This window comes from Bremerella alba (genome assembly GCF_013618625.1).
Classification (GTDB): Bacteria; Planctomycetota; Planctomycetia; order Pirellulales; family Pirellulaceae; genus Bremerella; species Bremerella alba.
In genome coordinates this window covers 208,545-234,009 of the sequence record NZ_JABRWO010000004.1, presented here as the reverse complement: position 1 = coordinate 234,009, position 25,465 = coordinate 208,545, and the positions used below count along the sequence as shown (strand labels likewise).

Annotated in this window: 20 protein-coding genes; 5 read left to right on the top strand and 15 right to left on the bottom strand. The window is 53.2% G+C overall.

Annotated features, from left to right (window positions below):
- Nucleotides 1-13: 13 nt before the first annotated feature.
- A complete protein-coding gene (gene rlmN, locus HOV93_RS08695; protein ID WP_207396096.1) occupies nt 14-1,087 on the bottom strand; it encodes a 23S rRNA (adenine(2503)-C(2))-methyltransferase RlmN in 1,074 nt (357 codons plus the stop codon).
- Nucleotides 1,088-1,268: 181 nt separating this feature from the next.
- Here rlmN and HOV93_RS08690 point away from each other — a divergent pair, with 181 nt between their 5' ends.
- Nucleotides 1,269-1,478 carry a DUF202 domain-containing protein gene (locus tag HOV93_RS08690; protein WP_207396095.1) on the top strand — a complete coding sequence of 70 codons (210 nt, stop codon included), beginning with the start codon at nt 1,269-1,271 and terminating at the stop codon, nt 1,476-1,478.
- Between the two features lie 7 nt (nt 1,479-1,485).
- Here the strand turns inward: HOV93_RS08690 and HOV93_RS26365 are convergent, their stop codons facing one another.
- From HOV93_RS26365 to HOV93_RS08670, 4 genes are all read right to left on the bottom strand, one after another.
- Nucleotides 1,486-3,360: an ABC transporter ATP-binding protein gene (locus tag HOV93_RS26365; protein ID WP_207396094.1), complete on the bottom strand. Its 1,875-nt coding sequence runs from the start codon at nt 3,358-3,360 to the stop codon at nt 1,486-1,488.
- Between the two features lie 25 nt (nt 3,361-3,385).
- Complete coding sequence (locus HOV93_RS08680; protein WP_207396093.1) at nt 3,386-4,498, bottom strand: ABC transporter permease; 1,113 nt, start codon at nt 4,496-4,498, stop codon at nt 3,386-3,388.
- A gap of 3 nt (nt 4,499-4,501) precedes the next feature.
- Nucleotides 4,502-5,482 carry an ABC transporter permease gene (locus HOV93_RS08675; protein WP_207396092.1) on the bottom strand — a complete coding sequence of 327 codons (981 nt, stop codon included), beginning with the start codon at nt 5,480-5,482 and terminating at the stop codon, nt 4,502-4,504.
- A 66-nt stretch (nt 5,483-5,548) separates the two neighbouring features.
- Complete coding sequence (locus tag HOV93_RS08670; protein WP_207396091.1) at nt 5,549-7,492, bottom strand: ABC transporter substrate-binding protein; 1,944 nt, start codon at nt 7,490-7,492, stop codon at nt 5,549-5,551.
- Between the two features lie 379 nt (nt 7,493-7,871).
- Here HOV93_RS08670 and HOV93_RS08665 point away from each other — a divergent pair, with 379 nt between their 5' ends.
- Nucleotides 7,872-11,831, top strand: coding sequence for a DUF7133 domain-containing protein (locus HOV93_RS08665; RefSeq protein ID WP_207396090.1), 3,960 nt, complete (start codon nt 7,872-7,874; stop codon nt 11,829-11,831).
- A gap of 6 nt (nt 11,832-11,837) precedes the next feature.
- Here HOV93_RS08665 and HOV93_RS08660 read toward each other — a convergent pair whose 3' ends face one another.
- Entirely contained in the window at nt 11,838-12,881 is a 1,044-nt protein-coding gene (locus HOV93_RS08660) for an LOG family protein (RefSeq protein ID WP_207396089.1), read from the bottom strand.
- A 382-nt stretch (nt 12,882-13,263) separates the two neighbouring features.
- On the opposite strand from HOV93_RS08660, the gene HOV93_RS08655 reads away from it, so the two are divergent.
- The gene (locus tag HOV93_RS08655) at nt 13,264-13,623 is read left to right on the top strand and encodes an STAS domain-containing protein (RefSeq protein WP_207396088.1); all 360 of its coding nucleotides are present in this window, start codon (nt 13,264-13,266) and stop codon (nt 13,621-13,623) included.
- A gap of 10 nt (nt 13,624-13,633) precedes the next feature.
- Here the strand turns inward: HOV93_RS08655 and HOV93_RS08650 are convergent, their stop codons facing one another.
- The 3 genes from HOV93_RS08650 to HOV93_RS08640 form a co-directional block, all read right to left on the bottom strand.
- Entirely contained in the window at nt 13,634-13,906 is a 273-nt protein-coding gene (locus HOV93_RS08650) for a (2Fe-2S)-binding protein (RefSeq protein ID WP_207396087.1), read from the bottom strand.
- Nucleotides 13,903-15,042 (bottom strand): M20/M25/M40 family metallo-hydrolase, encoded by a 1,140-nt coding sequence (locus HOV93_RS08645; RefSeq protein ID WP_235990012.1) that lies wholly within the window; start codon nt 15,040-15,042, stop codon nt 13,903-13,905. The genes HOV93_RS08650 and HOV93_RS08645 overlap by 4 nt, the downstream gene beginning before the upstream one ends.
- Nucleotides 15,043-15,157: 115 nt before the next feature.
- Nucleotides 15,158-15,871 (bottom strand): response regulator transcription factor, encoded by a 714-nt coding sequence (locus HOV93_RS08640; RefSeq protein WP_207396085.1) that lies wholly within the window; start codon nt 15,869-15,871, stop codon nt 15,158-15,160.
- A gap of 379 nt (nt 15,872-16,250) precedes the next feature.
- Between HOV93_RS08640 and HOV93_RS08635 the strand changes: the two genes are divergently transcribed.
- Nucleotides 16,251-17,786, top strand: a complete 1,536-nt coding sequence (locus HOV93_RS08635) for a diguanylate cyclase domain-containing protein (protein ID WP_207396084.1) — start codon at nt 16,251-16,253, stop codon at nt 17,784-17,786.
- Nucleotides 17,787-18,273: 487 nt separating this feature from the next.
- Nucleotides 18,274-20,127: a mechanosensitive ion channel family protein gene (locus HOV93_RS08630; RefSeq protein WP_207396083.1), complete on the top strand. Its 1,854-nt coding sequence runs from the start codon at nt 18,274-18,276 to the stop codon at nt 20,125-20,127.
- Nucleotides 20,128-20,133: 6 nt separating this feature from the next.
- Here the strand turns inward: HOV93_RS08630 and HOV93_RS08625 are convergent, their stop codons facing one another.
- From HOV93_RS08625 to lptB, 6 genes are all read right to left on the bottom strand, one after another.
- Nucleotides 20,134-20,931: a class I SAM-dependent methyltransferase gene (locus HOV93_RS08625; RefSeq protein WP_207396082.1), complete on the bottom strand. Its 798-nt coding sequence runs from the start codon at nt 20,929-20,931 to the stop codon at nt 20,134-20,136.
- A 75-nt stretch (nt 20,932-21,006) separates the two neighbouring features.
- Nucleotides 21,007-22,434, bottom strand: coding sequence for a M56 family metallopeptidase (locus tag HOV93_RS08620; RefSeq protein ID WP_235990085.1), 1,428 nt, complete (start codon nt 22,432-22,434; stop codon nt 21,007-21,009).
- Nucleotides 22,434-22,829: a BlaI/MecI/CopY family transcriptional regulator gene (locus HOV93_RS08615; RefSeq protein ID WP_207396080.1), complete on the bottom strand. Its 396-nt coding sequence runs from the start codon at nt 22,827-22,829 to the stop codon at nt 22,434-22,436. Before HOV93_RS08615 ends, HOV93_RS08620 begins: the two co-directional genes overlap by 1 nt.
- Before the next feature lie 217 nt (nt 22,830-23,046).
- Nucleotides 23,047-23,424 (bottom strand): hypothetical protein, encoded by a 378-nt coding sequence (locus HOV93_RS08610; protein WP_207396079.1) that lies wholly within the window; start codon nt 23,422-23,424, stop codon nt 23,047-23,049.
- A 216-nt stretch (nt 23,425-23,640) separates the two neighbouring features.
- Nucleotides 23,641-24,666 carry a class I SAM-dependent methyltransferase gene (locus tag HOV93_RS08605; protein WP_207396078.1) on the bottom strand — a complete coding sequence of 342 codons (1,026 nt, stop codon included), beginning with the start codon at nt 24,664-24,666 and terminating at the stop codon, nt 23,641-23,643.
- Nucleotides 24,667-24,692: 26 nt separating this feature from the next.
- Nucleotides 24,693-25,463 (bottom strand): LPS export ABC transporter ATP-binding protein, encoded by a 771-nt coding sequence (gene lptB, locus HOV93_RS08600; RefSeq protein ID WP_207396077.1) that lies wholly within the window; start codon nt 25,461-25,463, stop codon nt 24,693-24,695.
- Nucleotides 25,464-25,465 lie beyond the last annotated feature (2 nt).

The window sequence follows — 25,465 nt, the reverse complement described above, 5'->3', positions numbered from 1 at the left end:
CGGGTCCGTGTTGTCAGGTGGTGGCTGGATTGGATCGCATTTGTTTGGCGATTTCTCGGTTCTCGCGCTGAATCAGTTGACCGCAAGCGGCAGCAATATCGGCACCCAGCGAGTAGCGTATGGTGACGGGAAAACCGGCCTGTCGGACAATGTTTGCGAAGTGATCACGCGCGGCCTGACTGCTACCCCGCAGGTGGTCGGCGCCGTCGATCGAATTGTACGGGATCAAGTTGACGTGTGCGTTGATGTTTTCCAGGAAACGGATCAGTTTTTCCGCATCGCCTGGGCGATCGGTTTGGTCCTCAAGCATCAGGTACTCAATCATGACCTGCCGTTTGTCTGACAATTGAAGCTGCGAAAGTGTCGCCTGCAATCGATCTAACGAGACACTTTTTGCCAGAGGTATCAAGTCTTGGCGAACGGCTTGATCTGCGCTGTGCAGGCTCAACGCCAAGTTGACTTTCGGGAAATGCTCGTCGAACCGCAACATTTCGTCGGGAATGCCGACCGTGGAGACGAGCAGCCGCTGCTGCGAATAGTCGAACAATAGGGGGGAAGTGAGCGCTGCCACGGCCTGATGAACGTTGGTTGGGTTATGGAAAGGCTCGCCCATGCCCATGAAGACGATATTGCGAACCCGGCGATCTTCCTCGCGCAGAATTTGATTGGCTTGAACCACCTGGTCGAGAATTTGGGCAGCCGAGAGATTCCGGGCAATTCCCATTTGCCCTGTCGCGCAAAAGCGACATGCGGCCGCACAGCCGATTTGAGAAGAGATACACAGCGAAACCCGGCCGGTACCGGTGCGCAGAATGACCGTCTCGATCATCAGCCCGTCGGCGGTACGAAAGAGCAGCTTCGTGGCACCGTCCAGCTCTGAGTCGAGGCGTTCGGCCAGCGTCAAAGGATGGGGGGTGATCTCGGCTCGTAAGATGTCCGCCACGTTGGGGGCGAGTTCCGAGAGAGCGTCTTCGAAAGCCCTTCCCTGCTTCAGCCACCGCGTACGAAATTTGCGGAGGGAATGGACGGTCTGCGAGTCATTTCTGAATCGCTCGTTCCAGGCTGTGATGTCGTACCAATACGGCATAGGGGGTTCTCTACAGGGTTCAGCCAAGTATAGCAGATTCCCCTTTGACTCGACGACGCTTGCCCGCGGCTAGTCACCTGAATTCAGAGTTTTTGGCAGGCCGCGACGGATTTAGTAGGGTAAAATGGAAGCAGTTTACGACCCTCGACCGAGTTATTCACTGCAAAGAGTGAGGTCCACCATGAACGTCAACACCTATCACCACTGGAAGTTCACTCTGGTTGGCGGCGGGATTGCAGCCTTGGGGCTCTTCTTGCTGTCGACGACCTACCTGAACCCGGAGTCGGCGTCGGTGATGTCGTCTGCCGGAATTATCACGTTGGTTCTCGGCATGGCCGTGTTTGCGTATGGCCTTTGGACCTATCTGCGACACCAGCCAGGAAAGCAATAGCTGGCCGCTAGACCGCCGCGACCGACTTAAGCCGTGCCGCTTTCGCCTCTTGCCGCTCGGCTTGTCGTTGGGCGATGTGTGCTAGATCATCGCGTGGCGTGGCGTTGATCAGCTTGCGGGTATATTCCTCTTGCGGATCAGCGTAGATCGCTTCTGCCGGGCCGAACTCGACGATCTTTCCTTCGTTCATCACGGCCATCATGTCAGCCATGAACTTGACCACGCTCAGATCGTGGCTGATAAAGATGTATGTCAGGCCCCGTTTCTCTTGCAGGTCTTTCAATAGATTGAGCACCTGGGCTTGAACCGACACATCGAGTGCCGAGACCGACTCGTCACAGACGAGGAACTCTGGCTCGACCGCGATCGCGCGTGCGATGCAAATACGCTGTCGCTGGCCGCCTGAGAATTCGTGTGGGTAGCGTCGCAGGTGGTCTGGGTTCATGCCCACCTCTTGCATGAGCTGAGCAGCGCGTTCACGCTGCTCTTTCTGCGTCTTACCGATTTTCTGGATGACCATCGGTTCGCAGATGGCCGCCTCAACGGTCATGCGAGGATTCAAGCTGCCATAGGGATCTTGGAAGATGATCTGGATCCTCTTCCGCATCTCGCGAAGGGCACTGCCGTTCAGGCCACGGACATTCATCCCTTCAAACTCGACCAAGCCGTCGGTCGGTTCAATCAGGCGAAGAATGGCCCTGCCGGTGGTTGTCTTCCCGCAGCCTGACTCGCCGACCAGACCGAGGGTCTGCCCGCGATAGACATCGAAGTCGATCCCGTCGACCGCTTTCACGTGGCCACTGACGCGCGAGAAAATGCCTTTTCGGATCGGAAAGTGAACCCTTAGATCACGGACTGAAAGCAGCGGTTGCTCGTCGTCGGCGACGCACTGGGTGTCGGGCGTGTAAACACCGTCTTCCCAAGGGTGACCCATTTCTTTTAAAGACTGCTTGGGGTGCAGAAGTCGCCCACGGCCTTCGACTATCAGTTGGTCGAATTTAGCCTGCGGCATCTCTTTCTCGACGATCTCGATCCCGGAATCGGTCGTCTTCGATTCCATGAAGTCGCTGACGGTCGGTAGGCGACGAAACTTCGTATCGAGTCGCGGACGACAGGCCAGCAGACCCTTGGTGTAGGGGTGCTGGGGGTTCTCGAAGATCTGGTGGATGTTACCGTTCTCGACAATGTTTCCGCGGTACATGACCAGCACGTGGTCGGCAATTTCCGCAATCACGCCCAGGTCGTGCGTGATGAACAGGATAGACATCCCACGGCTATCTCGCAGCTGGCGCAGGATGTCGAGGATTTGGGCCTGGATGGTCACGTCGAGAGCGGTCGTTGGCTCGTCGGCGATGAGCAACTTAGGATTGCAGCTAAGGGCCATCGCAATCATGACACGCTGCTTCTGGCCGCCAGACATCTGATGCGGGTAATAGTCGACTCGCTTGTGGGGATCGGGGATACCCACTTCTTCAAACAGTTGAATCGTTCTCTCGCGGGCTTCTTTTTTGCTGAGATCTTGGTGCAGGCGAATTGCTTCCATGACCTGCGAGCCGACGGTGAACACAGGGTTCAGCGACGTCATTGGTTCCTGGAAGATCATGCTGATATCTTTGCCGCGAATCTTCCGCATCGCCGGATCAGGTAGGCGAACCAAATCGGTTCCCAGGAACGAGATCGTACCGTCCTCGATCTTGGCACTACGTGCGAGCAGCTGCATGATCGACAGCGACGTGACCGACTTGCCGGAACCTGATTCGCCGACGATACCCAGCGTTTCCCCCTCGTCGAGCTGGAAGGAGATTCCATCGACGGCCTTGACGATTTCCTCGCCATGGAAGTAGGTCCGCAGATTGTCGACTTTGAGCAGGGTTTTAGTCATAGTATGCGCGGATTGGACAAGGGAGTTAAGCGTCGCGGGTTCGGGGATCGGTGGCTTCCTGGATGCCTTCACCGATCAAATTGTAGGCCAGCACGGTGGTGAAAATGGCCAGTCCAGGAAAGAAGATCAGCCACCACATCGAGCGGATGTTGTTTTGTCCTTCGTGCAGCACTCGGCCCCAAGTAGGAGTCAGCGTGTCGGCACCAATGCCCAGGAAGCTCAGCGCGCTCTCGGTGAAAATGGCGGCGGCGATACCAAAGCTGATCGGTACGAGAATCGGTGCCAAGGCGTTTCGAAGGATATGAATGAACATGATTCGCATGGGCCCGGCTCCCATCGCTTTCGCCGCAGCGACGTACTCGATCTGTTTGATCTTGAGGAACTCGGCCCGAGTTAATCGTGCGATGCCCGTCCACCCGGTGAGGCCAATCACGGCGACCACCTGCCAAATGCTGGGGTGTTCGGCGATTGCTAACAGGGCGATCACCAGGATTAACGTGGGAACGCACAGGATGATCTCGATGAACCGAGAAAGGACAAAGTCGATCCACCCGCCAAAGTAGCCAGCGCACGCCCCGACCGTAATTCCAATGGCTCCGGCGATACCCATCGAGACGAACCCAACCAGCAGAGCCACTCGGGTTCCATGCACAAGCTGAGCGAACACATCGACGCCGTTCGAGTCGGTCCCCATCAGGTTTTGCCAACTCGGTTTGCCATCGGCTTTATCTGGGTTGCCGGGCTGCCCTTCGAACCAGTCGTCGCGGACACGTTCGATGGGGTCTTGGCGAACAAGCGGCCAGATGGCCCAGCTATCGGGGTCCTTGGCTTTGAGGTTAGGTTCGTACCGTTTCTCGAAGTGATCGCCGGTTGTGAAGATGGCGTTTTCCCAGGGGGCGTAAAAGTAACCCATGCATGGGAAGTAAATGTGTCCTTTGTAGGAACACATGATTGGCCTGGTGCCGGCAATCGCGGGAGAGAAGATGGCAACCACGGCCAGAATTCCAACGAAGTAGAGCCCCAGCATAGCCATTGGCCGACAACGATAATATCGCCAGGCAGTGGCCCAGAACCCTTGCGAGGTCGCGGGCTTAATTGGCTTGACGGGTTGTTCAGCGAGTTCAGGTACGGCACTCATGAGTTACGAATAAGTAATCCGGGGGTCAACGAATGCGTACAGAACGTCGGCCAACAACTGACCTAACAGCGTCATAACCGAAAACATCAAGACCAGCCCCATGATCACCGGATACTCACGCATGGTGATCGACTGGTAAAAGAGATAGCCAATGCCATTCCACTGGTAAATGGTTTCCAGAATCACTGAGCCTGCCAGCAAAGCCGGAAGGGTCAGACCGATAATGGTGACCAGTGGAATCAGAGAGTTGCGAAACGCATGCGTCACCAGAATGCTCGTCGGACTGGCCCCTTTAGCCTTGGCGGTGCGAATGTAATCTTGCTGAATTGTCTCCATCATGTTGGCTTTGATGAAGCGGGTATAGTAGGCCAGCGAGGTGTACGTCAAGCAAAGTACCGGTAAAATGGCGTGCGAGACGACATCCGCAAACTTGCCTAGCGTGCTCATCTCGGCATAGCCTTCGCCGGTCGAACCATACAACGGTAGCCATTCTAAGCGGACAGCAATGATCAAATTCAAATAGACCGCTGCCACAAAGTTTGGCAACGCATACAAGATATACAGAATCGTACTGACCAGTCGTTCGCGAAAGGTCAGTGCACTCGCGGTTGACCAGAGCCCCAAGGGGATGCAAAGCAGGTAGGTCAAAAGCAGCGAAGTACCGGTCAGCATAAGCGTCTTGGGAAGTCGCTCGCTGATGATGATGGTGACCTTGCGGCGGTCGTTGATGCCGCGTCCCAATTCGCCTTGCAGGACATCGCCCAGCCAGTACCAATACCCGACGTACCAGTCCTTGTCTAAGCGATATTGCTTTTCCAGCTTGTCCATCTGAGACTGCGACATCATGGCGTCCATGCGGACAGTTTCTTGCATGATGGTCAGCGGTGTGCCCGGCATGTTCCGGATGAGCCCATACACAATGAAGGTCACCGCCAGCAATGTGAAGATGCCAATCAGGATGCGACGGACGATATAGGTCAGCATACTTTAGAACGACTTGGGAAGGTTGGTGGAAGGAACACTTCAAACGCGATCGAGCGGGTGGCTAAGCTAAAGCGGTTTAACCTTCCAGACCGATTCCATACCCGGCGAGTAGTGGAACGGGCCGCGCGCACTGAATTCGTAACCACGCATGTCCTTGTTGAATCCATGCAGCGACGACAGGTAGAAGAGCCAGGTATAGGGTTGCTCCTCGTGGAAGATCTTGGCCATTTCCTGGTAGATCTTCGCTCGCTTAGAGCGATCGAGTTCGACCAACCCTTCTTCGTACAACTCATCGATCCTCTTGTTCGAGAACTGGCCGTAGTTGCGGGTCTGATTGGTTCCGAAAATGTTCTTGGTGTAGAACGGATCGGTGCCGGAGCCCCAGCCACCGAGCATGGCGTCGAACGTGTGATCCTGGGCTTTTTGCTGCAAGACGGTGAATTCGGTAGCACGTTCTTCGACTTTGATACCGAGCTTATTCAAGCTGGTAACGATCACACGGGCCACCTTTTCCGACGTCGGTGTTTGACCCCGCATCAAAGTGAAGTGGAATGGAACCTTCTTGTCACCGATCATCTTGTCGCGGATACCGTCGGCATCGCTGTCGACCCAGCCAGCTTCGTCCAACAGCTTACGGGCTTTGTCGAGATCGTACGTGAACATCGGCAGTGGCGGCTTAGGTGACATCCACGATGTGGGATGAAACGGGCCGTTGGCTTGCTCGAATAAACCATCCAAGACACGGTCTAAGAGTTCCTTGTAGTCGATACCGTAGCTCATAGCCCGGCGGACTTTAGGGTCTTTGAAGAACTCCGACTCGCAGTTCCACGTTATGTGATACTCGGTCCATTCGGTAGCTTTCACTCTAACGTTCTTAGCAAAGAACTCCGGCGTGTTGGCATCCGTGTTCCATTTGGGAGCAGGAATCTGCATTTCGTCGATCTTACCCGACGAAAGTGCAAGTAGCGCCGTGTTGGTGTCGGTGATGACTTCCATGCGGACGTTTTTGAAGTAGGGCTTATCGCGAACCTGCTTGCCATCGTGCATGTAGAAGCCTTCGCGGCGCTGCAGCACGACATTCTTGCCGCGAGTTCGAGAGATAACCTCGTAGGGGCCACCGACGACCGGGGTTTCTTCCAGCTTTAAGTGAATGTCGCTATCGACCATGCTGGGGTCCATTGCGATCGATTCGTAATAGATGTGCTTTGGTACGACGGGGAATTCGTCTTTCCACTCATTCACGGCGGTTGACTTCTCGTGGAAGATGCAGAAGGTGTGCTCGTCGTAGGCCTTCAAGTAGAGGACCGTTTCCATACCACTGGAAATGGCCGGCATATACGCGACCATCTCAGGGTGCTTTACCAACTTGAAGGTAAACTCCCAGTCGTAAGCCGTGATCGGTTCGCCATCAGACCAGGTCAGGTCGTCGCGAATGACGAACTTGTGAACCGTGTTGTCCTCGTTGACCTGCCAGGACTTGATGTAGGTTCCATTACCTACTGGGTTCAAGTCGATGTCGGAAGAAATTGCGCCCACACCGGTTAGCCCTGCGACGTCGAAGTCGGAGGTCGAACTCATCGTGAGTGGGTTCAAGCTATTGATATCGCCGGCTACGTGGTGCACCCAAGTTGCATCCCAGTCGACTTCGTCATCGCTTTTGGGAAGGACTTTGACCGATTCGAGGATCTCTTGAATCTGCTCGTCGTTCTCAGACTTCAAGTTGACTGCTTCTGCAGGCGGCATCGGAGGTTGATAGTCGGCCAATTGCTGCTTCAACTTATCGAGCAGATCGATGACCGGTTTGTCCGTCCACTTATTGTTCTTGTCCAGCTCTTCCAGCGATGGGGGCTCGAAGCCGCTGACTCCCTTCTCATAGTCGAACTCTTCGATTTTCGTTTGGATCTCGTCTTCCGAGTATTCCGAGGAACCTCCGGTGCAACCGGCGAGTGGAGCCAGAATAGTGAGAAACAAGAAAAGATGGATGCCCAGGGCGCCGCGGACGTTTGTCATTACGCAACCTCTTAACAAGACAGCATCAAGGGAAATCCGCTGCTAGCAATGCTATGTGCTGACCCAATTGATGCAATTTTCCTAATCAATCCCTTGGAATCGTAAACGTATCAAAAAAGTGGGTCAATAACGGCTCACCGCAGGGGAGCCACTGACCATGGCTGCTGTCATGGCTGTCCTGATGCACTTTTTGGGGGGTGGAATGGACGGCTAGCGTATCTAGTCGGGGCAAATTTTGCCGTTTGGAGTGGTTTTGCTGATTTTGTGGGTCACCTTACCCGATCTTTCGAAGGATGGATGAGACTTGATTGCGCTCGCGCTGGGTTCTCATCGACTGCCTAATGCGAGCAAACATTATGTCATTGGTATGAGATTGAATATGTCGACTACCCCCAAAACTCCTTGGCTATTGTTGATCGCCGCCACCCTATTGGTGACCGGAGTGCCTAGCTTCGCGCACGCTCAGGCCGCCAGTCCGCAATGGATCTGGGCAACGCAGCACCGGAAAGATCAGGTTCCACCCAGTAGTTGCTTTTTCCGAAAGAGCATCAACATTTCGCAGATGACCGGTGGTCAAATCATGATCACCGCTGACGACGAATATGAGCTCTGGATAAACGGCAAAAAAATCGCAGAAGATAATAACTGGCGAAATCGGCGAAATTTCGATATCTCGAACCACCTCAAGGTCGGCGACAATGTTTTCGCCATCCAAGTCCGTAACACCCAGGGCAATAGCGCCGGGCTATTGGCCGAGATTACGATTTTCGGCAGCAACAATCAAAAGGTGAGCTTCCCCTCGAATTCGTCGTGGAAGACAGACCTTCGCCCCTTCCCGCTCTGGCAGTCGACCTTCTATAGCGACTCACGTTGGGAACGTGCTCAGGAATTTGGCCCTGGCAACGCAACCACCCCGTGGAACGTAGGGCAGCCGCAATTGGCGGCGAGTAACACCAACAGCGGTGCGCCAGTTCCTCCGGAACCATCCTTTGCCGAGACGCCACGTCCTTCGCAGCGCCCAATTGAAGCAAAGCCGATCTCGACTGCGAAAAGCCCCCAGGCAACGCAGCCTGAGGTGATATCCGCTCCGCTAGAGAACGAACCGACCGAAGAGTCGCGGTTTCGAATATTACCTGGTTTTGCGATTCAGGAAGTCATTTCCGCCGAGAAGACCGGCGCGCTAATCTCGATGACCTTCAACGAATTCGGCAACATCATCGCCTCTAAGGAAGGGGGCGATTTGATGCTCGTCTACGATTCCAACGATGATGGCGTCGTCGATACGCAGCGAGTTTACAACGATACGATCAAAAACGTGCAAGGCATCTTGCCGCTCAATGGTGACGTGTTCGTGGTAGGGGAAGGGTCTGAAGGGACCGGACTCTATAAGCTGAACGATACCGATGGAGACGGAGACGTCGAAGAGGTCGCAACACTGGTTACGTTCAACGGTGCGATTGGCGAGCACGGCCCCCACGGGCTGGCCTTGGGGCCAGACGGACTGATTTACATGGTGGCCGGCAACGACACCAAGCTTGAGTCGGATGTGGACGAGAAGAGCCCGCACCGCCATTTCTATGAAGGTGACCTGGTTCCGCGGTTTGAAGACCCAGGTGGCCATGCCGTGGGTGTGAAAGCTCCTGGCGGGATGGTTTTGCGTACCGATATTGAAGGACGCAACATCGAGATCGTGGCTGGCGGTATTCGCAATGCCTACGACTTGGCTTTCAATCGCAATGGCGACCTCTTCCTTCACGATAGTGATATGGAGTGGGACGAAGGGATGGTATGGCATCGCTCGACCCGGATCTATCAGGTATCGCCTGGTTCTGATTTCGGTTGGCGAAGCGGCTGGGCGAAGTGGCCGAATTACTATCCCGATTGTGTTCCTCCGATTCTGGAAACCGGGGCCGGTTCTCCTACCGGGTTGGTCGTTTACGATCACTTTAAGTATCCGGCTAAGTATCAAAACCGCCTGTTTGTCACCGACTGGTCCAATGGCCGAATCAGCACCGTGTCGCTGACACCAGATGGTGCAGGTTACGCTGCCAAGAGCGAAGCGTTGCTCGAGGGTCAGCCCATGAACGTGACCGATATGGAAGTTGGGCCCGATGGTTGGATCTACTTCACGACCGGCGGCCGCGGTACCGAAGGTGGGCTTTATCGAATTGTCTATAAGGGGGACATCCCTGATGGGGTCGACGACCTCGGTAAGGGAATCGCTCAGGCAATCCGACATCCTCAGCCGCAAAGTGCTTGGGGCCGACAAAGAATCGCTGAGATTCAGTCGGACTTGGGTGACTTGTGGAATCCGCAAATTCAAGGTGTTGCGATCGCGAAAGAGAACCCTTCGTACTATCGCACACGAGCGCTGGATTTAATGCAGCTTTATGGACCGACCCCTACGCTCAGCATGTTGTTTGAATTGACGGAAGACGAGAATGCCGAAGTTGCCCAGAAAGCGATTTCGCTACTGATTAACTACCCAGGCAGTGAAGCAACCGAGCATTTGCGGAAATTGCTAAAGCATGAAAGCCCTGCCGTTCGACGGGAAGTTTGCGAAACGCTGTGCGAGATCCGCGGTACGGTAACCTACGAGGAACTACGACCTCTGCTGTCTGCCGACGATCGACGCGAAGCGTATGCGGCTCGTCGCTTGCTTGAGAATCAGCCGGTCGAGAACTGGATCGAAGATGCATTGATTGCCGATTCGGCAACGCTGTTCAACTCGGCCAGTATTGCCGCGCTCGTGTCGCAACCTTCGCACGATGTTGCGTTGAAGATCGCCTTGAAAGCTCAAAAAAGACTCGATGACTACTTGAGCGATCAAGAATTCCTTTCGCTGCTACGTGTCATTCAGTTGGCCATTGATCGTGGGAGTCTTAATGAGAGTGATTTGCCTGGTTTGGCAGAGCGTTTAGCCGGAGAGTTTCCTGCCGGCGAACATAAGATGAATCGCGAACTGATCCGAACCCTGGCACACTTCCGTGTTTCCAGCATCACAGACCGTTACATCGCCCACCTCGATAGCAAACTGCCGGCATCCGAGCGTCTGAACCTGGCCATGCATATGTCCTTCATCGAAGATGGCTGGACGAGCGAACAGAAGCTCAAATTGCTCGGCCATTTGGAAAAAGGCTTGGAAATCGACGGTGGCGAAGGCCTGCGGGGTTACATCGAGACAAGCACGAAGCAGTTTGTAAAATGCTTGACGCTTGAAGAGCAATACGTTGCTCTGACCTTAGGACACATGTGGCCCAATGCAGCCTTAGCAATCCTGTTTGAATTGCCGGAGCATCCCAATGAGCAAGTCCTTGCAACGCTTCGTATGATCGATGAAGAGCTTGTCGGCGACGAGACAACCGTCGCGTCTCGCATGCGAAAAGGGATTGTCGCAATCCTGGCCGGCAACGGCACGCCAGAGAACATGGCTTATCTACGAAAAGCGTTTGATCGTGAGCCCGAACGCCGAGCATCGATTGCTTTCGGCTTGGCCCAGCAGCCTGAAGGCAAGAACTTCTCGTATCTGGTCAAGGCAATCCCAGTTCTCGAAGGTGACTTCGCGACCAATGTGATTCAGAAGCTGACCCAAGGTACGCAAACCGAGAACGATCCGGAAACGATTCGTCAGCTGATCATGTTGGGGCTACGCTCAGACGACACCTGCAAACAGGCCGTCAATCAAATCTTGGTCAAATGGACCGGCGAGTCAGCCGCATCGCCAGCGGACCCATTCGAGAAGCAGATGGAGTCGTGGCAGAGCTGGTTTGCCGAGAGCCACCCCGACCTTCCAGAAGCAAAGTTGGTAGACAACAAGTCCAGCAATTGGGACTTGGAAGAACTGCTCGAGTTCCTAGGCTCTGAGGAAAACCATGGAGGGGATGCGACTTCCGGTGCATTGATCTTCAAGAAGGCTCAATGTGCAGCGTGTCATCGCATGGGAGGAGCGGGCGAGGCAATCGGTCCGGATCTAACAGACATTGCCCGACGTTTCCAGAAGAAGCAAATCTTGGAATCGATCCTGTTTCCATCGCACGTGATTTCCGATCAATACGCGACAAAGCAGATTTTGACCATCGACGGCAAGATTCTATCCGGTTTGATTTCGACGAGCCCGAACGGGAATTACGTCGTCATCGACAGCCAAGGCAACAAGACGGAAGTTTCCGAGGAAGACGTGGAAGAATTGTCGCCATCGAAAACCAGCATCATGCCCAGTGGTCTTTTGGATCAGCTGACTGCCGAAGAGATCGGCGACTTGATGACCTACCTCAAGGCGAACAAGACTTCCTCGAAAACCCAAGTTGCCACCCAGCCGACAGGAACCTCGGTTCGCTAAAGGATGCTAAACGAATTCTCGTTTCGCCGGTTCGATCGAGCCGGCGTTGAGGCAGTCGAGCAGGATTCGCAAGCGTCCCAAATTACGGCGGTTAAAGCTAAACACGAGACGAGACATGCCTTCCAGTTCAGGCTCGTCTTCTTCGGGTAATGCACTACGAACTTCAAATGTTCCTTCGCTGAGTATATCGCGAAATTCCGTTTGAATAGCGCTCAATAGAGACTCGGCTATCGGTGTATGGGTACGGATTACCAACTGCTTCCGGACATACCGCATGCTGTGGTAAACCTTGTAGAACTGTTCGATCTCGCCGACGGCCTCTTCGATGCGATCGGTGACCTTGTACAAGGCGAAATCTTCCGGCGAGATCATATGCCCTTCGTGGAGTGCTGCACGAATAAAGTCGTCGAGCGCTTTCCAGTAGGTTCCACCCGGGGCATCCAGGAGAACGATTGGGAACAGGTCGCGTTTGCCCGTTTGCACCAGAGTTAAGACTTCGAAGGCTTCGTCGAGCGTGCCGAAGCCGCCTGGTAGACATACCACGGCATCGCACTCCTTCACAAACATCAGTTTGCGAGTGAAGAAGTACTTCATGTTCACGAGCTTTTCGTCACCGTGAATCACAGGATTGGCTTGCTGCTCGAAAGGGAGCATGATATTCAAGCCCATCGAACTTGCACGCCCGGCACCACGATGCCCGGCCTCCATGATTCCACTTCCGGCGCCGGTAATGACCAGCCAGTCGTCTTCGGCCATCCGTTGAGCGAAATTGGCGGCCGTTTGATAGGTGGGATCTTCGGGCCGGGTTCGGGCAGAACCAAAGATCGTGACTTTGCGTTTTCCCCGAAACGGGGTGAAAACTTTGAACGCGTAACGCAGTTCTTTCAGCGAACGTGAGAGTAGCTTGAGATCACCACGTGTCGCCGCATCGCGTTGCAGTTTGTCCGCAGTCTCACGAATCTGATCGAGAAGGTTATTAATCTCAAACTTGCGGCGTTCGTCTTTGTCGGACGAAAGATCTTCGGCGTCCGTTTCTTCAAATCGGCTCAACGATCCATCTCCTTCGCGAGAAAATCACCCCACGGTTTCCCGAAAGTCTGTGGTAAACCGTACTGCCTAACCCACTGCGGGAAGGGCACCCGTGCGAATAATAGCATATCCCTCTGAAGGCACGGATAGTTAAGAGTGGTAGCCAAGTATACAATTGTTTGGGAATGAGTGCGGAAATATTTAAAAAGTTCAGGGGTTGTTGTTACGGAGATAGACCGATAAACTACCCGACTGAGCGGTTTTTGTTAATTCTCCGGTTTTGCGTTTGACAATCGCGCCTGCGGAATTCTGCCACATTTCCGACTGACGAGTTCTCACGTTTCAAGTCGAAAAAAACCAATAACCTGTAGCTCCGGTTTCCGCCGCTAAACGATTGAATTTAATGGTTAACATACTGCGCCAGAAAGACATCACAATACTCGACTTCGGGCCAGAGTATGTCAATCTTGACGAAGCAAGTCTAGGCAACGTGGTTCAGCAAATCGTCGAAGTTGCCAAGCATACTTCGCCACCATTGGTTGTCATCGATCTTTCTCATACCGAATCGATCGATTCGTTCTTCATCCAATTCCTAATCCGAATTTGGAAGCTGATCAAGAAACGCGACGGACGATTAGTTCTCGCTGGTCTTAGCGAAGAATGCTTGAACGTATTGAAGCGGTCGAAAATCGAATCGCTTTGGTTGCGATATCCGACACGTGAAGCAGCTACCGAGGCGTTAAAAGACGCCGATCAGGCTTAGTTGCGGCGTTTTAAGAATCGCCTTCTTTACGGCTCTTTTTATCGCGAATGTAGACCGTTCTACTAGCTTGATATTCTTCGGCGCTGGGAAGTTCTTCGGCTTCGGACCTCTGCTGGTTCTCGAAGATCCTTTGAAGAAAAGGGCGGCACCAACCACAGCCGGTTCCGGCTCCTCCGCATTCGGAAAGCTGAGACGCCCGGCGTGGTTTTTCAATGCGGCAGAAGTTCTGCACTTTTCGCATCGTGACATGAAAGCAAAGACATAATTCGTCGTCGGGACTCATTTGGGGGAATCCTTTCCTGACGCGATTTGCAACGCGACTTCGCAGGCCGTGTAGAATTGGTCAACGTCCAGCATCTCGCTGGTCATATGTTGATTGTGTTGGCCACACCCGAGAGATACCACGGGTATCCCATGCCGATACAGCCAGTTTGCGTCGAGACCGCCGTTGGCAATTGCATGAATGGGGTGCATTCCTAACCTGTTCAGGACGTCGCTTGCGGCTTGGACACTTGGTGTTTCGGCCGGTATGACAAAAGGTTCGTAATTTAAATCGCCATCAAACTCGACCGTAGCAGTATGGTTTGAATGATTAGGCACCTCCTTTGCGGCTTGGCGAAACGCTTGCTGAAAACGCTGAACAAGAATTTCGATTGTCTCCTTTTGGTGACTGCGAACCTCGGCTCGAAGTTGCACATGATCCGCAACGACATTGGTGGCGTTTCCACCTTGAATGACGCCGATATTGCTTGTCCCGATTAGGTCGCCTTGTGATATCTTTCCGAGTAATCCTTGCGTATGCAAGCGATTGATCGCTATTCCCGCAACGGTGATCGCGCTGACCCCTTTTTCAGGAGCGACTCCGGCATGACTGGCCAGGCCATGAATATCGATTGTCATCCGGTATCCGCCGATGGCACCGACGGTAAGCTTGGCAGGATTTCCTCCATCCCAGTTGAATGCGAACTCGGGATTTTCAAGCTTGTCGACTTCCAGGTATCTCGCCCCTTGCAGGCCGATCTCTTCCTGAACGGTGAACAGCAAGGTCAGCGGACCGTGGGGAATCTGTTGCGAGATGATTTCCGTTGCGGCAAATAGCACCGTGGCTACGCCTGCTCGGTCATCGGCGCCCAGACCGGTGTGCTGGTCTTGAGAGACAAGCATTCCGTCTTGAAGTTCAGGACGTGCACCCACGCAAATGGGAACCGTATCCATGTGAGCCATCAGTAAGCGACGTGGTCCCCGGTGACTGCCCGGCAGCGAAACAATCAGATTACCTGTCGTGCTATGAGCAACGGGGCAACGCTCGTGGGCGGTGTCGTGCGCGATGGCTTGTTCGGGTACGCCTGCGGATTGAAGCTCGTGACGGACCCTCGCGGCGATCTCGGCCTCTTCCCCGCTGGTGCCAGGTATTGCCATGAGATCTTGCACAAGTCTAAGGGCGCGATCTTTCTGTGAGGCGGATAGCATGGTGTTCTAACTGGGGGAAGATGGTTACCGGGGCAATGAAAACCATCATACCACAACGAACAAATTAAGCGTCCGAGTTGATGTCGCGACGCTGAAGGAACTGCAACTCTGGATGCACGAGCCCTTCGTTCACAGCGAATATGAGCATCTCGTTGATCGTCTGCACTTCTAACTTAGATTTTAGATCCCCCACCGTTTTATTAACGGTGCGTTCGCTTATGTCCAAGGCATCTGCAATTTCGGATTGCGTTCGACCGAGCGACAATTCACGGAGCACACTCACTTCTCGATCGCTTAACGTGGCCAGTCTTGAAGTTGCCACGCCATCTTTACGCTGCACCAGTCGCTTATCAAGTTCAGGAGAAAAGTAGGTATTACCAGCGGCCACATGACGAATTGCAAATGCGAGATTGCGAAGGGATTCCGAGTGTTTTGAAACGATTCCTGCAGCGCCTACTTCCAGGCATCGGTCCAGATAATTATCCTTCGGAAACCCAGTGTAGAAGAGAACCTTTGCCTGACCGACACTTACTTTTGTGATTTGTTTGCAGGCCAGGAACGGATCTAGTCCGTGCATGTGAATGTCCATAAGAACAACATCTGGTTTGGTTGACTCGACCATCGCCAATGCTGCTTGCGCGTGCGTCGTCTGTCCGATTATCTGAATCGATTCGTCGGAATCCAATACGCGTGCTACAGCGCGCATGATTGCGTCGTCATCGTCGACGACCAATACGCGAGGGTACGAAGGTTTGGAGTTGCTCTTTGCAAGCATCATCAGACTGCCCCTGAATCTACAAGCCGAAAATTCATTAATCGTCGCCTACCGTCAAGCGAATCCGTTGCATTGGTGCGCAGCATAAGTGCCGCTGGGGGATTTCCCGTTGTAAGTATAGGCCCCTTTTAAGAAACTTGCGGTGATTCCGCAAAACGTTTTAAAAAGCGCAAAAAGAAGAAGAGTCGCTTTTCGAAGTCTATCTTGGCAGTTTCGTTTGACCGGAGTCTTGCATGACATAAGAAACATGTAGAGGTTGCTGCCCCTAAGTGCGACTGCCGCACTTGAAGACCTCTACGGTCGAACCGGTTTGCCATCTGCAATCCATACGATCGTTACATCTGTCTCAGTAGTCGTGTCGTCAAAGATGTCAGAGTTCACATTGATCCATCTTCTTCTTTGCGTGATGTTTTTCGGAATTGGGTTTGTCGCGGCCCAATGGTTGCGATTTCCTTCGAAGAGAGCAGATCGCAACGAAAAGTCTCCGTCGAATAACGCTTCAGTACTTGTCGAAGACAATCCGCAAGCAAGTCTGCTAAATCTAGAAGAGTGCTCGCAAAAAACAGACGTAGCGGCTGCCGAGACGATCAATGAAGTTGTTGAACGTGTTCGTAGTCTAGCCGATGGTGTACGAATTGAAGTGCATGAGCATTCGCAATCCGTCGAGCAAATCAATCACGATTTGATTGCCACGTCGCAAGTTTCGGATCCGGCTGGCGCATCGAGAGTCATTTCGCGATTGATCGATGCCAATCGACATCTCGACTCTCGTCTAAACTTGGCCGAGGCCCGCTTGCAGGAACAATCTCAATTGCTGCGGTCGCATCGTGTTGAGGCGCGGACCGACGCATTGACCGGGCTACCCAATCGGCGTGTCTTCGATGAAGAGATCGAGCGACTATTTGAGGCGAAGCGAGACCTACGGCGTCCTTCGTCTCTTGTTATGGTCGATATCGATCATTTTAAAGCCTTTAACGACCTTCACGGACATCAAGCAGGTGATCTCTGCTTAAAGAAGGTGGGCGAAGTGATTCGTCAGACCGTTCGAGGCATTGGGGGAAACGTGATGCGATACGGCGGCGAAGAGTTCGCCGTGCTTATACCGGGAACGGAAATGTTTGACGCCAAGGTGGCCACCCAGCGTCTTAATCGGAACATCGAACGACTGGTCATCGATTTCGAGCAGAAAGAACTGAATGTCACGGCCAGTTTAGGGGTCGCCGAAATCGGAAGAGACAGCGATGCGAGCGAGTGGCTCGGACGTGCCGACCGAGCCTTGTATGCGGCAAAGCGAGATGGTCGTAATCGTGGTTGCTGGCACGATGGTCAGACTTGCCATGAGATCGCTCGCCGAAACGAGGATCCCGTGATCGAGGTGGATGAAGAGAGTAGCACGATCGCTCGTCGTGAAGCGTTCATCCTTGATGTGAATCGACGCTTGGCTCTCTTTCATCGTAAGCGGCAACCGCTCGCATTGATCATTGCCTGTATCGATTTGATTGATGACAAGCCTGTGGAAGAGCATCCCGACTTTGTGGCGATTCAGCACGCGGTGATGCAAGTCTTTGGGGCTGCCCTGCGGGATATGGATCACATCTGTCAATTGGCCGATAACCAGTTCGGGGCCTTGCTTCCGGCAGCAGATGGTCAAGATGCCGCTGCCGTCGCCGAACGTGCACGGGATGCGATCTCACGCATGGAGCTTAAAACGCCAACCGATGTGATTCGAATCACGATTTCGTGCGGAGTCTCGCATGCATTGGAAGGGGACGAAGCCGAGCACATGCTGTCGCGAAGTGAGTCGGCGCATGGACATGCTCTCGGCACAGGAGGAAATGCCGTTTACCTGCTGCGTCACGAAATGGATTGGGAGTCTCCCCTGCGTGTCACTCCTGAGGCAGTGATAGCAAACGGATAATTCTTTCTTTCTGTCAAATTCTTTTCAAGAAAGCGGGGTTGATCCGTTTTCTGAAAACCAATAATTTACCGCCTCACACGGACGACATGTCCTCGTTGCGGAGCATCGAGACGGTTGTCTGGACTTGCGTATCCAAGAGATGTTTCCTGCATAAGAAGAGCCAGTTCGCTGGTTTTTCGCGGATCGTGAGCCGGATGTTTGACACGGATGTCGATCAGGCTGGCTTGATAACTCTTGAATATTGCAACCGAAAGAATCGGCTCGATTCGACAGGATGTCGATTCCTAGAACCGACCAATCGCTCCCGGAGAAGAACGGAATCCTTTGCCCCCCTGGGATCCGAACTTTCCGGGGGCCTTTTTTATTTCGAACCAAACGAATAGCATCGTTGGTCTCTGAATGTCTTCCCGCAATGATTCGCGGTGAGTGAACGTTAGCAATGGATCGCGCTCTTGCTCTAACGTCAACGGTTTGATTCCCTTCAATCATGGCTAGCAATTTGTTTCGCTTCGCGCTTTGCGGCATTCTGTTATGTCAGCTTGCATTGACAGTATCGGTTCATGCGCAGGCCATCCCTGGCATTATCCCAGAAGCCGGGAAAAGCGAAAAACCGGTCGATCCCCCGGCGGCTGATCCTAAGTTGCTCGTGAAGCAAGGAAATCCGCGCGCTGCCGTCACAACTTTTCTTGAGTCAATGCAGAATGGCGACTATGACACGGCCCTCGCATGCATGGATTTCAGCGAACGGTCCGGAACGCCCAAGCAATCTAAGCTCGATCTGGCTTACGAACTCTATCAATTGCTTTCGACCTTATGGGGGGTCGATCCGTCGCTGATTCCGGAACAGACCGAAGCTGAGCAATTCGAGGTGCCCATTTTTGGTGAAGGGGACGGACGGGTTCCTGTTGATCAAGAAGAAGATGCTGCCGATATGACGCTGACGAAGGGGCCACAAGGGCTCTGGAGTTTTAGCGCGAAAGCGGTCGCTGCGATTGGAGGCCTGGCCAAGAAATACGCACCGGACATTGAAGCCGTAGAGAAACGCGAAGCAGTGGACGGAAGCAGTGCTCCGAAGCCGAAGCCAACCTTTGCGCTATGGCTGGAATCGAAGGTGCCGCCATTCTATCGCCAAGAGCACTTCGTTCTTCCCACCTATCAGTGGATCTGCTTGCTGGCCCTTGTCATTGCGGGCTACTTCGTGGACGTCATCGTGCAATGGCTCTTGCAGTTCATTCGTCGTGTTCGCTTTGCCAGAACGGCCAAGGATGAAGACCTTCGAGAAGTTTTTGAAAATGCCTGGACGCCGATTGGTTTGACGGCCATGGCGCTGACCTGGTACTTCGGTCTTTGGCTGTTTCGGTTGCCGGACTTATTCCGAGCAATCCTTATCTACGGCGTTCAACTGTTTGGGATTGTTGCCGGCACCTGGTTCATTTTCCGCATCATCGATTTGGTGATTGTTCTGCTGATCCATTCGGCGTCAAAGCGAGGGAGAAAGTACGATGATCTCCTGCTTCCCGCGGTCAGTAAAACGCTCAAGACGTTTACCGTCTGTATTGGGATTCTGATCTTTGCGGAGTCGTTTTCTCTGCCGATTGTTGGGCTATTGGGCTCGTTGGGGATCGGCGGTATTGCGATCGCTTTGGCGGCCAAGGAAACGCTGAGCAATGTTTTTGGATCGCTAACGGTCATGGTTGATCGCCCATTTGAAATTGGCGACTGGATCATCACCGAAGGGGTGGAAGGCACCGTCGAGACAATGGGGATGCGAAGTACTAAGATTCGCACATTCGACAACAGCTTAGTGACCCTGCCCAATAGCTTACTGATTACGGCCAAGGTCGATAATATGGGCCGCCGCACGTTTCGTCGCGTCAAGACGATGATCGCGGTTCAGTACGATACGACGCCAGAGCAAATCGATGCGTTTTGTGAGGGGATCCGAGAGTTAATCCGTCGACAGCCTTACACGCGGAAAGACTATTATCAGGTCTATCTAAACCAGTTTGCTGCCAGTTCGCTTGATATCCTTGTAAATCTTTACTTAGATTGCAACGACTGGAGTGTCGAACTGCGCGAGCGACACCGGTTGTTTGTCGACATCGTTCGCTTAGCGAAACAACTTGGGGTGCAGTTTGCGTTTCCTACGCAGACGATTCATCTCTACCAGGAAGAGCCCCAGGCCTTTGCTGAAGCCAACGAACTACCAGAAGAAGCAGGACGTCGAGCGGCCGCGGAAATCGCCGGCCCATTGCCGATGCCTAACGAACGTCGCGGTCTTGTCGACTTCCCGGGCCCGCATCAATATGAAGATATCGATTCCCGTCGTCGAAAGAAGTGATACTTCCTACCTCGGTGGTTTCTCGCATAAGGCGATCCAGCCGCTGGCCCGCACGCTGCCCAATAACCATGGATGCGAAAGCTCGGCTTGGCGATCCATGCATAGCGGAACCAGGCGAGTCACCTGAAAGTCGCTAGTTTTCAGTGACTTGGCAAATTCACTGCGGCTGAAGACATGTAAGAAGAAGTTGGGGATTCCCCGATAGCGATAGTACTTGTCCCCGCGTTCTAGCTCGCTGGTCAACTTCGATTTGACTAAATGCGAAGCGATCCAAAGCAAGCCGTCTGGCTCAAATAAATTGAACCAGAAGTTATGGACGTGCACGACAAACTTTCCGCCGGGCTTGAGGATGCGATGGACATGGTCAAGGAACTGCTTGCGGTAGACGGCTCCTTTAATCATTCCCAGCGTGCTGAACATGCAAATCGCATGATCAATCGACTGGTCTGCAATCGCCTCGAGTTCCACCAGGTTAGCCTGTTGGCATTTGATGTCGAGGTTTTCGCGTTGAGCCTTTTCAGCGACGATACGCAGCATTTCGTCCGACAGGTCGACGGCAAGCCCTCGATTGCCGCGACGGACCAGCGGGATTAGCGCTCGAGCTGTTCCGCATCCTAGATCCGCGACAAGGCCGGTTGCTGGAATAAAGTCGGCCACGACTTGTTCGTCAAATTGAAATTCGCTGCCAAAGGTCAGATCTTCATCGTAACCGTCGGCGATCGCTGGCGACTCGATATAGTCGAGTGACCCTCTCGTTACACCAGTTGGAAGTTGCCATGATGGCTTGGAAGAAGGTGAACTCATATAACTCAATTGGCCATCCAGATGCGAACAAAACGAATCACGCGACTAGCTGGGGGTTCGGCGTACTAGAGAGATTTACCGGTCGAATTCACTGCCGGGATGTGGGCGATGTCGTCGATCGTGAGGAGGGTGGTGACGTGGAGGTGGTGGTGGCCGACGATCATGATGATCCTTCAGTTCTCTCACTTGGTCTCGCAACTGGCGAACCTCTTCTCGAAGCTCGTGAAGGACTTCGACGACCGATTGATTGCTCAACTCTTCCCCTCGATCTTGATGCGCCGCGTCGTTAGCAGGAAGGGCTTGATGCTGATGGGCGCGACGAGAATGCAGAGATGGGAGAACTTCTTCAACAACATCGCTGGTGGCAACTGCCGTACCTTCCGCACTGGCTTGGGAGACCGTCTCTGGCCAGAGGATGGCTGAGGTAACCCATAGCATCAGCGGTATGAACACCAGTATCAAACCGGCCGGCCACGACCGTTCGCCTGCTTGTGGGGTAGAAATTCCCAATATCTGGCGAACACGCCCGATCAGTTGTCCTTGATGCTCTCCGAGAAAGTGGGCTGCGAGCATCCCGTTGGAATGGTCGTGTTGCCAAGATGCGACTTGTTCCAGCGATTTGGCGTAGCCGAGACGTTGTCCCAAAGCCTCGATTGCCAAGTCGTCGCAGCAGACTTCACGTTCTCGCCGGATTTCCGTCGAAATCCACCATACCACCGGATGATAAAAAAAGATCGTCTCCGCCACGCGTTGCAGGAAGTTTATCCATAAGTCTTGGCGGCGAATATGTGCAAGTTCATGCGAAAGGACGGCTTCCAGGACCTCAGGTGAAATCTCTGTCATCCATGCTGCCGGCAAAAGTACCATCGGACGCAGCAGTCCGACGGTCAATGCTTGACTGATGCGATGCGAAAAGGCAACCGGCGGAAGATGCAGCAAATTCAAACGGGTAGCCAAATTGGCATAGCGCACCAGAAGGTCGGAGTCAATCGAACCCAAGCCAACTCGACGAAGCCAGACCGTGCCCAGATAGCTAATGCAAATTCGCAATCCCAACACAATGACGCCTGTTGTCCAAAACAGCATCAAATAGGGCTGAATCAGCACCACGAGATAAGCAACGTTGGCAAGGGAATACGAAGAGTTGTTGTGTGCTGTGTTTAGCAGATCTTGTGCGGAGGTTGTATCCTTAGATGCGAATGCCCCGTTGCTTGTGGTTTCAGTCTCTAAAGAGATCTGTGGCGTAGAAGCTTCGACTAAGAGTTCAGGGCGTGATCCAGTCGGTAAGTCGCGTGTGTCGAGCAGGCCGAAGGTAATTGCCGGACACATAAGGATTAGCAGCAAAGTTGCCAAAGCGCCACAGTACCGCGATTGCGGCAACCGGAATTGGGGGAGCGTGCTTATCAGACGCCAAGCACAGTAAAGTACCGTTGCTTGCCACACAAAGTGTAGCAAGACAAAGGTCAGTTCCATTCCCAATGGGCTTTGCAGCACACTCCACATCAAGCGTGATTCTCCTCCTCGTATTGTTCCAAAGCCTTACGGATCTGCTCCAATTCTAACGCATTGGGCTTCGATTCTTCCAGCAAATGGGCAACTAAAGATGGTGCGGAGCCCTCGAAGACGCGACCGAGAATGTCGTTCACAATGCCCCCGAGGGTTTTTTCCTGAGGTCGTCTGGCCGTGTATTGAAATGCTCGGCCAAGAGGTTCACGATCCAACAGACCTTTATCAGCCATCACGTTCATCAGACTCATCACAGACGTATAAGCGCGCGTCCGTTCTTGTGTGTTTAGTTCTTCCAGAACTTCACGGACGGTGCTGGGGCCTCGCTTCCAGAGGACTTTGAGGACTTCCAGTTCACCGGTTGTAGGGGTTTCCTGCTTGGGCCTTGCCATTTTATTTAAATATCAACTTTGAATCAGAGTCACATAAATTCAATCGAAATGCTTTCATGACTAATTGGCAGGAGTACGGATGAATCCGTAGCTAGTAGTAGAAAGTTTCGCCCCCGAAACGATTTCATAAAACATACCAGAATTTCTGACAGTCTTGCACGGCATATAGTTCCAACGAACTAGCCGCAGGAGAAAGAAATCGTTGGTACAGCTTGGGTTAACCCTTGTTGATTCCGATCGGTTTGCCTTGAAATTGCTCGCGAATACCTGATCGCGAGAGGTTCCACAGAGCCCAAGCCGAGGGGAAGAACGAAAGAATGACCAGCGGAAGTGGCAGACATCCAATGACAGAGCCTATCACACTAACCCAATAGTTTTTTCGACTGCGTATCGACCATCCGGCAAAGATCAGTAAGCTGCCAATGACCGCAAATGCCAACTCGTAAATCAGCGCTTTAAGCGCACTATCCAGGTAAAACGACGGCTGTGCGTACGCTTCACTCTCTGCCGTGACATCACGATACATCAGGATAGATATCGGAATGGTTGCTAGTGCGACGACAAGATAAATCGCTCCGCACGTGATGATTACCATCGAGGAAATACCTAACCCATGAGCGGCCTGCGACCTGGGTAGCGGTCGAGGAGACGGATCAGAGGCCGGGCTGCTGTAAGGATTTGGGCTGCTTGGGGACGCAGGCATTTCATACCTACTGAGAGGTCAGATGCACGGCCATGCGGAATGAAGCTCAGTAGCGACCGCAGAAGTTGATGATATCGGGCACTCGGCAAGCAATCAATCGAAAGTGGGCTAAGTAGCTTGGTTCCGGGTTACCTTGTCGACGAGTTTACGTCGATTCCCCTCGGATAACGAAATGGTCCATTCGCAAAGGTTACGTTTCAGTTTCTGCCGTGCGCGTCCAAGTCGCTCATACCAATTCGTGTGCCAGTTTTGTTTTGCCTGACATTGAAGAAGTTGCAAGGTGTTCTCGAAGTTGTCGGCTACGAGTGCCTGCCAAGTTGCTTTTGTCGGTAAAAATGGCTTGGTCAGCGTTGCTCCCACGACGTTTCTGCGCTGGCAGGTATGCACGGAAAGCGTTTCTAGGCCACATACGGTAGCCAATGCCGAGAGGGTAGAGCAGTTGAAGTGGAACAAATGCCCTGGATGCCATTTCTGGTGGAACTGGGCATCGAGTGAATCGACGTTGGGGACCTCGATCAGGACATAGCCACCAGGTTTCAGTATCGCCGAGACCTTAGCGAGTGCTGCTTGAGGATCCGACAAGTGCTCTAGGACGTGAAAAATGGTGACGATATCGAAGTGCTGCTCAGGTAAGACGGCATTCCGCAAAGACTCGTTGATGATCTTTACACCATAACTTCGGCGGCCGAATTGAGCATATGCCTGGTCGACTTCGATCCCCTGCATATCGAGGCCATTTCGACGACCGACATACAATAATTCCCCTGATCCGGTTCCAATATCAAGCACGGCCGCTCCCTTGGCTGCCAGTGTCTTGATCATTTCGACTCTTTGTCCGGCAATATAAGCGTTGCGAGCCGTATGCTTCCATTTAGGCTTCGAGGCCGACTTGTAGAAGCGACGGTAAGTCGTTCGATAGAAATCGTCGATCGAGTCGTCATCGGCACGAGGATCGGTATAGACGAGCCCCGTAGCTTGGGAAATAACGGTCCGCAAAGGGTAGCCGTATCGGTCTCGATCGCAGAGCACAATCGACGCGTGTTCACCAGAGATGGGACAGGGAGCTTGGGCGTCGATCTGCTTTCCGATCTCGCCATTCAATCCATCCCAAGCGTTAAACACGCGGTGTACCATGGGAAGTTCCTGATTAACGGTAGCGACTAAGCAGCCGCATCCATGTCTCCTCGTTCGCCAAAATTATTACGCGACAAGTTGCCGAAGTAATACTTCACAGCTTCTGGGTGTCTTACCACCTCGTCAGGCGTCCCGTGGCAAAGAATGTTGCCGCGGTGAACCACATAGCATCGGTCGACGATTTCCAAGGTCTTTTCAGCTTGGTGGTCGGTAATCAGGATTGAGATACCGCTTTCGCGAAGTTCGCGAATCACTAACTGAATGCTGTCGACGGTCACCGGATCGATGCCGGTAAAGGGTTCGTCAAGCATGATGATCTCAGGGTCGGAAACCAGACAACGCGCGATTTCCAGTCGACGGCGTTCACCACCGGATAAGCTCTTGGCTTTCGACTTGCGAATGTGCGTGATATCGAATCTTTCCAGCAGTTCCTCGCAACGCATCTTGCGGTGGTACGAGTCGATTCGCAGCAGTTCCATCACGCCTAGAAGGTTCTGCTCGACGGTCAGTTTCTGGAAGACACTGCTATCCTGCGCCAGATAGCCCATGCCACCATCGCGACAGCGTTTGAACATCGGCCAAAGTGTGACATCTTTGCCGCTGAGCTCCACTCGTCCTTCGTTGGGGGTAACCATGCCGCATGTCATACGGAAACTGGTCGTCTTCCCGGCACCGTTGGAACCCAATAGGCCAACGATTTCGCCACGCTTCACGTCGTAGCTGACGCCATCGACGACGCGTCGTCGGCCATAGGTTTTGACAAGGTTTTGAGCGGAGAGAATCGTTGATTCATCCATGA

What these genes read in the sequence shown, in the direction of transcription:
- HOV93_RS08690 (WP_207396095.1), top strand. Translation starts at nt 1,269, where the DNA reads ATGAACGTCAACACCTATCACCACTGGAAGTTCACTCTGGTTGGCGGC.
- HOV93_RS08655 (WP_207396088.1), top strand. Translation starts at nt 13,264, where the DNA reads ATGGTTAACATACTGCGCCAGAAAGACATCACAATACTCGACTTCGGG.
- HOV93_RS08665 (WP_207396090.1), top strand. Translation starts at nt 7,872, where the DNA reads ATGTCGACTACCCCCAAAACTCCTTGGCTATTGTTGATCGCCGCCACC.
- rlmN (WP_207396096.1), bottom strand. Translation starts at nt 1,087, where the DNA reads ATGCCGTATTGGTACGACATCACAGCCTGGAACGAGCGATTCAGAAAT.
- HOV93_RS08640 (WP_207396085.1), bottom strand. Translation starts at nt 15,871, where the DNA reads ATGATGCTTGCAAAGAGCAACTCCAAACCTTCGTACCCTCGCGTATTG.
- HOV93_RS08650 (WP_207396087.1), bottom strand. Translation starts at nt 13,906, where the DNA reads ATGAGTCCCGACGACGAATTATGTCTTTGCTTTCATGTCACGATGCGA.
- HOV93_RS08620 (WP_235990085.1), bottom strand. Translation starts at nt 22,434, where the DNA reads ATGTGGAGTGTGCTGCAAAGCCCATTGGGAATGGAACTGACCTTTGTC.
- HOV93_RS26365 (WP_207396094.1), bottom strand. Translation starts at nt 3,360, where the DNA reads ATGACTAAAACCCTGCTCAAAGTCGACAATCTGCGGACCTACTTCCAT.
- HOV93_RS08670 (WP_207396091.1), bottom strand. Translation starts at nt 7,492, where the DNA reads ATGACAAACGTCCGCGGCGCCCTGGGCATCCATCTTTTCTTGTTTCTC.
- HOV93_RS08645 (WP_235990012.1), bottom strand. Translation starts at nt 15,042, where the DNA reads ATGGCAATACCTGGCACCAGCGGGGAAGAGGCCGAGATCGCCGCGAGG.
- HOV93_RS08675 (WP_207396092.1), bottom strand. Translation starts at nt 5,482, where the DNA reads ATGCTGACCTATATCGTCCGTCGCATCCTGATTGGCATCTTCACATTG.
- HOV93_RS08605 (WP_207396078.1), bottom strand. Translation starts at nt 24,666, where the DNA reads ATGGTACACCGCGTGTTTAACGCTTGGGATGGATTGAATGGCGAGATC.
- HOV93_RS08615 (WP_207396080.1), bottom strand. Translation starts at nt 22,829, where the DNA reads ATGGCAAGGCCCAAGCAGGAAACCCCTACAACCGGTGAACTGGAAGTC.
- HOV93_RS08625 (WP_207396082.1), bottom strand. Translation starts at nt 20,931, where the DNA reads ATGAGTTCACCTTCTTCCAAGCCATCATGGCAACTTCCAACTGGTGTA.
- HOV93_RS08680 (WP_207396093.1), bottom strand. Translation starts at nt 4,498, where the DNA reads ATGAGTGCCGTACCTGAACTCGCTGAACAACCCGTCAAGCCAATTAAG.
- HOV93_RS08610 (WP_207396079.1), bottom strand. Translation starts at nt 23,424, where the DNA reads ATGGTAATCATCACGTGCGGAGCGATTTATCTTGTCGTCGCACTAGCA.
- HOV93_RS08630 (WP_207396083.1), top strand. Translation starts at nt 18,274, where the DNA reads ATGGCTAGCAATTTGTTTCGCTTCGCGCTTTGCGGCATTCTGTTATGT.
- lptB (WP_207396077.1), bottom strand. Translation starts at nt 25,463, where the DNA reads ATGGATGAATCAACGATTCTCTCCGCTCAAAACCTTGTCAAAACCTAT.